Here is an 8,957-nt window from a genome sequence, read left to right on the forward strand (position 1 = left end):
GGCTTCTGTCGCTATTTCTCGACAATCTGCACGCGTATGCCGTTTGTAAGGATGGTGATTGTATCGGGTTCGTAATTGACGCCGGCGAACTGCAGTTGATCGGGCTTGAACGTATAGACGGGATAGTTGGTGAGCAGCTGGGTGGCGGCGAGCGCCGCCACGGCATTGACCTGCTGCGCGTACGCGGCGGCGTTGCCCGCCATATCGACGCTATCGACCGATGGCGAGCGCAGGACGACCGAGCGGCTTGTCGCATCGTAGGCCAGCTCGCTCGACAGCGTGAACGCGCCATTGACGGGCTGCTGCATGAGCGGGCTTTCGAGGTGGGCGTCGACGTGCACGGCCACGCGGTTGCGATCGGGCAGCAAGGTGACGACTGGATTCGTCAATGCGACCTCGAACAGCTGCTGAACCGAGCGGTGATACGGGAATTTGCGCAGCACTGCATCCTGCACCTGCTGCTGCGAGAACGTGTAGTGATCGGGGATGAACGGGAAGGTGCCCGTCGCGCAGGCGCCGAGCGACATCGCCGCGCCAGCGGCCGCGCAGGCCGACAGCAGGAAAGCGCGCCGCGTGGCGCGAGGCGCATGCGGGCTGCGCAAGAGGTGGGGAGCGCGCGGCGCGCGTCGGATCATGCGAAATCTCCTTGAAGAACGGCGATGCTCAACGAGCGCGTCAATGCGCGCCCCGAGGCGTGGACAGCGGCTGCGTGGCGGCTTCGAGCTGATCGAGCCAGAACAGCGCTTCTTCGCGCGACGTGCCGCACATCTCGGCCTGCGGCTGCAGCCCGGAGCAGCAGGCGGGCCGCAACGGCGAACCGAAAATCTTGCACTGCAAGTCCTCGCCTAACTGCGCACAACGCACGCCAGCGGGCTTGCCATTGGGCATGCCGGGGATCGGCGAGCTGATGGAGGGCGCGATGCAGCACGCGCCACAACCGGGACGGCAGGCGTGCGCGGACGCGCTAGAAGTTGAAGCGGCACTCACATCGGCTTCCTGAAACAAAACTGTTGCTGAATCAAAACGGCCGCACGGCGCAATCGGCATACAAACCCACGCGAACCCTCGCGCCCTTTTGCACGCGGCACTGCCCGCATTGTGCCACCTCGCGCGCATCGGCCTGGATTGGCTCGGACTGCGACCTTTTTACACAAACGACGCAAGCCGTCGCCCTCTTACACTGGATTTATCCGGCGCTGTCAGAGCCGCCTGCCCGCGCGAACGATGAGATGCGCGCGCGGCGCTGCCCGCGCCCCATCCCAGAGAGCCACGCATGAGCGACGCCGACCTCCTCTTCCGCCCCGACCTGCTCGCCAAGTACGGCGCAAACGGCCCACGGTATACGTCCTATCCCACTGCCCTGCAGTTCCGCGACGATTTCGACCTCGACCACTACCGGCGCGCGGCGGCCGATCCCGGCGCCGCCGACACCGATCTCTCGCTCTACTTCCACATCCCGTTCTGCGACACCGTCTGCTTTTATTGCGGCTGCAACAAGGTCGCGACAAAAAACCGCGGGCGCGCGAAGCCGTACGTCCGGCAGCTCGTGCGCGAAATGGCTTCGCAGGCGGCGCTGTTCGATACCAGGCGACCCGTCTCGCAATTGCACTGGGGCGGCGGCACGCCCACTTTTCTCTCGCTCGAAGAAATGAGCACGTTGATGGCGGCCACCCGCGAGCATTTCGCGCTGCAGCCCGAAAACGAGGCTGAATATTCGATCGAGATCGATCCGCGCGAGGCCTCGGCGGAAACCATCGGCCACCTGCGCAGCCTGGGCTTCAACCGCTTGAGTCTTGGCGTGCAGGATTTCGATCCGGTGGTGCAACATGCCGTCAACCGCGTGCAGCCGCTCGAACTGACCATCGACGTCATGAACGCAGCGCGCGCGAACGGCTTCGATTCGATCAGCGTCGATCTGATCTACGGACTGCCACATCAGAACGTCAAGAGCTTCCGGCGCACGCTCGACACGATCCTGCTGCTCGCGCCTGAGCGCATTTCCGTGTTTGGCTACGCGCACATGCCGCAGCTGTTCAAGATGCAGCGGCAGATCGACTCCGCCGCGCTGCCTGCGCCCGCCACGCGCCTTGCGCTGCTGCAACTGGTGATCGAACAGCTGACCGACGCCGGCTATGTGTACATCGGCATGGATCACTTCGCGCTGCCCACCGACGAGCTCGCATGCGCCCAGCAGCAACGCACGCTGCACCGCAATTTCCAGGGCTACAGCACGCGCGCGGACTGCGATCTGATCGGCTTCGGCGCTTCCTCGATCGGCAAGGTCGGCGATGTGTACGCGCAGAACGCGAAGGATCTGCCGGGTTACGGCGCGGCGATCGATGCCGGGCGGCTGGCGATCTCGCGCGGCGTGCGCCTCACCGCCGACGACCGGCTGCGCCGCGACATCATCACCGAGCTGATGTGTAATCTCGAATTGCGTTTCGATGAGTTCGAGGCGGCTTATGGTGTGCGTTTTCCAGCGGCCTTTGCGCCGGAACTGGAGCGTCTGCGCACCTTCGAGGCCGACGGGCTGGTCGCGCGCAGCACCAACCGGCTGGAAGTGCTGGCCGCCGGGCGCATGTTCGTGCGCAATATCGCGATGGTGTTCGACCGCTATCTGGGCACCCAGCAGGCGGAGCGCTTTTCGCGCACGATCTGAGCGCAGCTTGCCGAGGCTGCGGTTTTACGTCATAATTTATGGCTACTTTGAGCGCCCGCCCTCTTGACGGGTTGCTAGAGCTGCCTCGGTGGTGAAATTGGTAGACGCGCCGGACTCAAAATCCGGTTCCGAAAGGAGTGCCGGTTCGATTCCGGCCCGAGGCACCAAAGAATATTCCTGCAAGTTCCTAAGAAGTACCGAAACCCGCGACAGCATAAGCCTTCGCGGGTTTTTTCTTTCCCAGATGTTCCCGTCTGATCCCAAGACAGCCGATGGTATCTGATGGTACTTTTGATGGTGTCCCGCCGTTTCTGCGATACCATCGCGAAAAATACCATCGGAAATACCAATATGCTGACCGACCTTCAGTGCAAGAACGCCAAGGCGAAGCCGGACGGGAAGCCGAACAGGATCACGGATGGAGACGGGCTGTATCTCGAAGTCACCGCCTCAGGTTCGAAATACTGGCGGCGCAATTACCGCCGCCCCGTGACTGGCAAGCAAAACACCCTGTCTTTCGGCACCTACCCAGACGTGTCATCCGCTGCCGCGCGGGAGGCGAACGCTGCCGCCACGAAACAGCTTGCTGCGGGCATCGACCCTGCCGAGGCGAAGAAGGCGAGCAAACGCGCTGCCCGGATCGCGGCAGTCAACACGTTTGAGGCGGTGGCCTTGGCGTGGATGGACGAACGCCGCCCTTACGTGCAGCCTGCGCAGTACGACAAAACGCTGGCGCGCTTCAAGAAAGACGCGTTCCCGTGGCTCGGCACGCGTCCCGTAGTTGAAATCGAAGCCCCGGACATTTTAGATGTCCTTAAGCGGGTGGATAGCCGTGGCACGCGCTTCACGGCCCACCGCCTGCGCGGCGAGATTAGCCGCGTGTTCCGCTACGGCATCAAGGAAGGCTTGTGCAAATTCGATCCGGCACGTGACCTAGTCGGCGCGATTCCGCCAGCCCAAACGACGCATTTTGCCTCTATCACGGAACCTGAAAAGGTAGGTGAGATGCTGCGCGCGTTCGATGGCTTTACCGGCACGTTTCCCGTGCTCTGCGCGCTTCGCCTCGCTCCCATGCTGTTCGTGCGCCCCGGCGAACTGCGCAAGGCGGAATGGGAGCAGTTTGACCTCGATAAGGGCGAGTGGCGTTACCTCGTGACAAAGACGACGACGGCCCACCTCGTGCCGCTTTCAACTCAGGCAGTCGCGATCCTGCGCGAACTGTATGCGCTTACTGGCTCGGCTCGCTACGTCTTCCCTGGTGCGCGCGACCGCAAGCGCCCCATGAGTGAGGCCACCATCAATGCGGCTTTGCGACGTCTCGGCTACGACACCCGCACAGAGATAACCGGCCACGGTTTCAGGGCCATGGCGCGCACCATCCTGCACGAGGAGTTGGAGCAAAAGCCGGAAGTGATTGAGCATCAACTTGCTCACGCAGTGCCAGACAATCTGGGCGGCGCATATAACCGCACCCGCTTCATCAAGGAACGGCGCGCAATGATGCAACGGTGGGCGGACTATCTTGAGCGGCTGAAATCTGGGGCGAAAATCATTCCCATCACCGCAGCAGGCGGTGCATAGTGCAGCGCCGTTCGGTGCACTATGCACCGCAACGACGTCCGATCGCAAACCCGGTATTCAGCACGTTACTGGCGTAAATCAAGAAGGCGCGTCAGCGATTCGTGTACTATCGATTTTGGCGGGCCTGAGCGTTTGTACCAGCCTCCGACTCGGCGAAAACAGGATGGGCTGCTGGCGAGGGGCTTCCCGGCACCTTACACAAGAAGCCGGGCCTTTTGCTCTTACGACGCTTGATGCATCCCCAGTGACGCCATTAAGTCCGTGTCTGCGAATAGTCGATTGCTCGACGAAAACGAGGAGCCTTCCGAGTGAGTGCACACGAACTTCAAACGAAATCGCAAATCGAACTCGACTTAGAAGCCGCACGGCGAAAGAAGCTCAGCAAGCTGCAAGAATTTGATGCAGCAAAATACCTAACAGACGAAGCGAGCATTCAAGCGTATCTGTGGTTCGCACGCGAAGCGGATAATCCCAAACTGCTGAGTGATGCAGAAGAGGATGTGATCCGCGCCCTTGCCGCGAACTCCAAACGTCACGCCCCGGAGTAGCGCCCCTACGGAGTCAATGCTCTCACGCCTGCCATGCATCCGTGAGGAGAGCAACCTCAGACATAGAGAATTCGGGCCGCAAGCTAAGCCACATACGTACTTTGTCGCGCTGACTATCAGACGCCGAGCGGCCTCGGGCCGCCGACGTCACATATCCGCTGAGATCTTCGTCCAGCCCACCGCCGAAGCGCAACCCCAAAGGCTCGATGCAATCTTGGATGAACTCGTCCAGGAGCTTGTCGCAAGCCCCGTCAGTTAGCGGCGACGCGAGTCGCGCGGAGATTGCGAAGCCCAGTTGCGTAAATTCACCGAGGTGAAGCTTTTTGCGCTGCCGCCGATTGTGCTGCTTGGTCACGTAACTTTCCTCTCAAAATATCAGATCTCTCCACAATATACCCATCAGGCTGAACCTGCCATATCCAGATGTGCCCTTGCGTCGCGCTTATGCATAAGTTCTACGCGGGATCTATTTGTACTTTATGTACTAACTCGAAGCCACCGAATATTGGTGCATCTATTTTTGAAAAATAGACATATTTATATTTCAAAACAAATAGTTACATCGATTTGAGTTTATCTATTTTTCGATATAAGCTGCCGACTTTTCAAGGACTGAAATGTCACAAAAATCAAAAAAAGGTGCGAAATCGAATATCTCCTCAATCCGCAAGACGCCTTGGGCGGATGCGCACCCGCGCGTGACCAAGAAATTTTCTACCGAATTTACTGAGGAACTTCACATGCAGATGGTCTGGCTCATAGAAAACGTGCCGAAGCTCTCTATTCGAAAAATCGTGCAGGAAGCAACTGCCCTGTATGTTGCACAGAAGATCAAGGAACATTACATTCAATGATGGTGGATAAGGCGAGCGCGCGAAGATCTAGCTCGCGGACTGCCGTTTATAGGAGCTTCAGGTCGTGAAGATCAGTGAATTGCCAGAGGGGGACCCGGCCGAAATCCTGACAGATGAGGAAACCATTGCTGCGTACCTGGCCGAAGCAGAACGCGACGCCGACCCAGCGGTTTATCAACGGGCGCTCGACACTGTAGCCCGCGCGAGAGCAAAGAACGAAAAATCCGATCCGGCGACTACCTCCAAAGCAGCGAGCGCGATGGACTGGAGGCGGCGAGCCGGTCGCAAACCGCTTGGGCAGAGTCGATGACGATCACGACCGCTTACCGGGTTCTAACGCCGCACGGCGGTTTTGAGGCGCAGTGGGATGAGGACGATGAAATCCCCGTCGCCTATGTCGGCGACGCGGACGCTATCGCGTTTTTCAAGTCGGTGCTCGACCTCAACCCGATTTCTGCGCGCGGCGGCGCGCTCGTGCAGTTCGCCGCACTTCAGCCTGACGATATGGCGTTTTGCCAGCGGCCCGAATTGGGCATCACCGTCATCGAGCCGATTGACGACCTGCTTGACGATGACGCCGCAAGCGGCGACGACAGCAACGTGATTATCAACGGGCGCAAAAGCAAACGGGCCAGCCGAAGCTGACCCGTCTGCCGCTAGGCATCTCATCGGGCATCCGGGGCGTAGCGCTCCGTCAGGTAAGCAATCGGTGGCATCCGTCCTGCGCGAAGCTCATCGAAATAGCTGTCAATGGCGCAATAGCGTGTGACCTTTTGGCGTAGCGGCCCAATCGCGTTCGAGAGGCGTTCGATGTTGGCGATGAGCGCGGAACTGCCGCGAACCTCATCGAGCCCATGCCTGCGAGCGGCGGCGAGTGCCGTCTCGACCTCCTGCGAGGCGTCGCACACGCGCATGAAGTCCTCGGGGACGGGCTGCGTCTGATTGGTGAACTCGATCATCACCGTGGCGAACTGCGCAGCTATACCGCCGAGTATCGACTCGGTGCCGCGCATGAGCGCGTGCTGGTGCGCGGCGCGGCCGTCATACTCCATGTGCGGTGAGAGTCCAAACAGGAAATCGCACGACACGGCATAGACCTGCGACGCTCGCCGAATGAACTGATAGTCGTCAGGAATCTTGCGCTGGCCGGATTCGATCAGGCTGATCTGCGTCGAGTTGGCGTAGCCGAACTTCTCGGCGGCCTCCACGGCGGTCATGCCAGACATAACGCGCGCGACGATCAGGTTGTAACGCAGCGTCTCCAGTTCTTCAGGCTTGTTCTTGTCGCGCACGAAGCGCTTAAGAGTCTGCTGCGCCAGTGCATCGCGTTGCGCGTCAGTGACGCCTGGTTTCGTACGCGAACGGCCCGACAGCAAATTCTCGTCGGCGCGCGAGTCATCGCCGACTGGTTCGATCTGCCCCGTTTCGCCGCCCTCGACTGCGTTCACCCAGCCCTCGCGCCTCGCCGCATGCGCGACGGCAGAACATGAAAGGGCAAACCGCGTCGCGATATTAGCAATAGGTGCGCCGCACTCGAACATTTTGCGAGCACGGCCCCAATCGCGCTGGCTCATGTGACGTGTTGAATCAACGCTCACGCGAACACTCCACGGAAAATCCAGTTTCAAACCGGCTTGCGACCTGCTCCAGGCGCTCGACAAGATTGTTGAGATCGAGCAATTCCGACTGCTGCGAGCGGCCGTCAGGAGCGGGCCAGTCGCCCGCCGCACTGCGTTTGTAAATGCTCGATGCGCTGACCCCGTATTCACGCGCGAGCGACTTTGCCGTCGCCCCACCAGCTACGTAGCGACGGCCAATCTCGGCCCAAGCCACGGGAGGCAGGCGCTTACCCATTGCTCAGACCGCTCAGAAGCTCCGCATGGTACAAGGGGGCACCCGCAAGGAACTCTCGCGCAATCTGAAGGTCGCGCTCGGCGGTTTCGATTGCGCGCGCCCATTCGGCGAGGTCGCTCTCGTCCGGCTTGACGCCCGCGCGCTGAATCGCCTCAGCGTCGAGGCCCGCCTCACTAAGCTTTTCAGCAAATTTGGCGCGAGCCTGATCGTAAGTACGAACCTCCATCTGAAGCGCTTCGATCTTACGTGGCGCATTGATCAGCAGCGCCGTGCAGCGCGCGATATCGACGCGGAAGCGTTCACGCTGATCAGCCGCGAAGCGGTCAAGGTCGGCTTTGTGCTGCCGCATCACGTCGTGTCGCGAAAGCAAATCGCCAATGCGTGCGCGAAGGACGATGGCCACACTCTGGCCGCAGTCATCGGCCATCTCGACCGCCCGGGTAATCTCATTGAGACGGCCGTACGCCGCGAATAGCTTCGAGGCGGCAAATACCGCCTCATCGGCCAAGCGGCGAACGACCGGATCGCGAAGCGCCGCGTAAAGCGACTGGTGGTGCATTCCGGGGCAAGCTGGGTCAACTGCGAAATTCGAATTCATGGGTTGCTTACATTTCTTGTGGGAGAACGCACAGTTTCTCCGCTTCTTTCGCAGTGGCCTCGTCGCATTTTCCTAAAATTCCGCTCGACCGTCCTAAAAATCTCCGACGTGTCCGATCAAACGTGACATACGCACGCGCGCGTCCGCATAGGCATGGGGAAACTCTGGTGAGTCAGGTCGCTTTCTGCGTTTTCGTTCGTCCTACGCGCGAGCGCGCGTGCGCGTAGGCGTAAGAAAATTACTTCGGTCCTCGCGCGGGATAGTCATCGATCAACGCCCGCACGGCGAGCAGAACGCGGCTATTCGCTTGCAGGCTCGCGACCACGTCTCCAGGGCGACCGCCCGATGGACGCCTGCGAACGGCGTCGCGCTCGACTAACGCTTGGCGAAGCTCTGCCGCTGCACGAAGGCGCGGGAGAATGTCGAATTTAGTCATCGAAATGTCCCGGTGCCACGCCGAGGCGGCGTGCAATTTCCTGCGCACCTGTCGGAGTGAGTTGCGCCCAACGAACCACGCCACGGCCCCGCAGCACCGCCCATCCAGCAGATAACGCCGCATCAGTTGCGCGCCAGCCGACGGCCGTACGGTACAGCCAGCCCTCACGAGAGAGCCGTTCGAACAAATCGGCGCGCTTCATGCGCAGCTCGCGTGCAATGGCGGTTATGGGACAACACCCGGCATACCGGTTGACCGTCTCGTGCCCCGGCTTCAGCTTGCTTCCCGCACGAGCGCGCACTAATGCGCATTGCACGCGGCGCTGTACTTCTTCTTCAGGTTCCCCAAGCCGCCGAAGTGTTTCGGCAAACAGGGAGGCGTTCTTTTCGAGGGTGGATGCTCTCATGCGTATCAAATCCGTTTATTG

The 8,957-nt window shown here is 60.5% G+C and carries 13 protein-coding genes and 1 tRNA gene; 7 read left to right on the top strand and 7 right to left on the bottom strand.

Annotated elements, in window-relative coordinates; all coding sequences use genetic code 11:
- Nucleotides 1-11 precede the first annotated feature (11 nt).
- Both F4827_RS01685 and F4827_RS01690 read right to left on the bottom strand, forming a co-directional pair.
- On the bottom strand, nucleotides 12-527 hold the full coding sequence (locus tag F4827_RS01685; RefSeq protein WP_260174931.1) for a DUF1439 domain-containing protein: 516 nt from the start codon (nucleotides 525-527) through the stop codon (nucleotides 12-14).
- A gap of 148 nt (nucleotides 528-675) precedes the next feature.
- Nucleotides 676-1,047 (bottom strand): YkgJ family cysteine cluster protein, encoded by a 372-nt coding sequence (locus F4827_RS01690; RefSeq protein ID WP_409258748.1) that lies wholly within the window; start codon nucleotides 1,045-1,047, stop codon nucleotides 676-678.
- A 226-nt stretch (nucleotides 1,048-1,273) separates the two neighbouring features.
- Between F4827_RS01690 and hemN the strand changes: the two genes are divergently transcribed.
- The 4 genes from hemN to F4827_RS01710 all read left to right on the top strand — a co-directional run bounded on the left by hemN (nucleotide 1,274) and on the right by F4827_RS01710 (nucleotide 4,788).
- Nucleotides 1,274-2,659 (top strand): oxygen-independent coproporphyrinogen III oxidase, encoded by a 1,386-nt coding sequence (hemN, locus tag F4827_RS01695; protein WP_183720442.1) that lies wholly within the window; start codon nucleotides 1,274-1,276, stop codon nucleotides 2,657-2,659.
- Nucleotides 2,660-2,741: 82 nt separating this feature from the next.
- Nucleotides 2,742-2,826, top strand: a tRNA-Leu gene (locus F4827_RS01700).
- Between the two features lie 184 nt (nucleotides 2,827-3,010).
- Nucleotides 3,011-4,240 (top strand): phage integrase central domain-containing protein, encoded by a 1,230-nt coding sequence (locus F4827_RS01705; RefSeq protein WP_183721331.1) that lies wholly within the window; start codon nucleotides 3,011-3,013, stop codon nucleotides 4,238-4,240.
- 308 nt (nucleotides 4,241-4,548) lie between these two features.
- Nucleotides 4,549-4,788, top strand: coding sequence for a hypothetical protein (locus tag F4827_RS01710; protein ID WP_183720438.1), 240 nt, complete (start codon nucleotides 4,549-4,551; stop codon nucleotides 4,786-4,788).
- A 22-nt stretch (nucleotides 4,789-4,810) separates the two neighbouring features.
- Here F4827_RS01710 and F4827_RS01715 read toward each other — a convergent pair whose 3' ends face one another.
- Nucleotides 4,811-5,143 (bottom strand): YggL family protein, encoded by a 333-nt coding sequence (locus tag F4827_RS01715; protein WP_183720435.1) that lies wholly within the window; start codon nucleotides 5,141-5,143, stop codon nucleotides 4,811-4,813.
- Between the two features lie 262 nt (nucleotides 5,144-5,405).
- On the opposite strand from F4827_RS01715, the gene F4827_RS01720 reads away from it, so the two are divergent.
- The 3 genes from F4827_RS01720 to F4827_RS01730 all read left to right on the top strand — a co-directional run bounded on the left by F4827_RS01720 (nucleotide 5,406) and on the right by F4827_RS01730 (nucleotide 6,287).
- A complete protein-coding gene (locus F4827_RS01720) occupies nucleotides 5,406-5,642 on the top strand; it encodes a hypothetical protein (RefSeq protein WP_183720432.1) in 237 nt (78 codons plus the stop codon).
- Between the two features lie 64 nt (nucleotides 5,643-5,706).
- Nucleotides 5,707-5,952 carry a hypothetical protein gene (locus F4827_RS01725; RefSeq protein WP_183720429.1) on the top strand — a complete coding sequence of 82 codons (246 nt, stop codon included), beginning with the start codon at nucleotides 5,707-5,709 and terminating at the stop codon, nucleotides 5,950-5,952.
- The gene (locus tag F4827_RS01730) at nucleotides 5,949-6,287 is read left to right on the top strand and encodes a hypothetical protein (protein ID WP_183720426.1); all 339 of its coding nucleotides are present in this window, start codon (nucleotides 5,949-5,951) and stop codon (nucleotides 6,285-6,287) included. Before F4827_RS01725 ends, F4827_RS01730 begins: the two co-directional genes overlap by 4 nt.
- A gap of 20 nt (nucleotides 6,288-6,307) precedes the next feature.
- Here F4827_RS01730 and F4827_RS01735 read toward each other — a convergent pair whose 3' ends face one another.
- From F4827_RS01735 to F4827_RS01750, 4 genes are all read right to left on the bottom strand, one after another.
- Nucleotides 6,308-7,240 carry a helix-turn-helix transcriptional regulator gene (locus tag F4827_RS01735; RefSeq protein ID WP_184123768.1) on the bottom strand — a complete coding sequence of 311 codons (933 nt, stop codon included), beginning with the start codon at nucleotides 7,238-7,240 and terminating at the stop codon, nucleotides 6,308-6,310.
- Nucleotides 7,230-7,496, bottom strand: coding sequence for a hypothetical protein (locus F4827_RS01740; RefSeq protein WP_183720420.1), 267 nt, complete (start codon nucleotides 7,494-7,496; stop codon nucleotides 7,230-7,232). Before F4827_RS01740 ends, F4827_RS01735 begins: the two co-directional genes overlap by 11 nt.
- Nucleotides 7,489-8,094, bottom strand: a complete 606-nt coding sequence (locus tag F4827_RS01745) for a hypothetical protein (RefSeq protein WP_183720417.1) — start codon at nucleotides 8,092-8,094, stop codon at nucleotides 7,489-7,491. The genes F4827_RS01740 and F4827_RS01745 overlap by 8 nt, the downstream gene beginning before the upstream one ends.
- A gap of 428 nt (nucleotides 8,095-8,522) precedes the next feature.
- Complete coding sequence (locus tag F4827_RS01750; protein ID WP_183720415.1) at nucleotides 8,523-8,936, bottom strand: phage antirepressor KilAC domain-containing protein; 414 nt, start codon at nucleotides 8,934-8,936, stop codon at nucleotides 8,523-8,525.
- Nucleotides 8,937-8,957: the final 21 nt, after the last annotated feature.

This window comes from Paraburkholderia bannensis, assembly GCF_014200455.1.
GTDB classification, from domain to species: Bacteria; Pseudomonadota; Gammaproteobacteria; order Burkholderiales; family Burkholderiaceae; genus Paraburkholderia; species Paraburkholderia bannensis_A.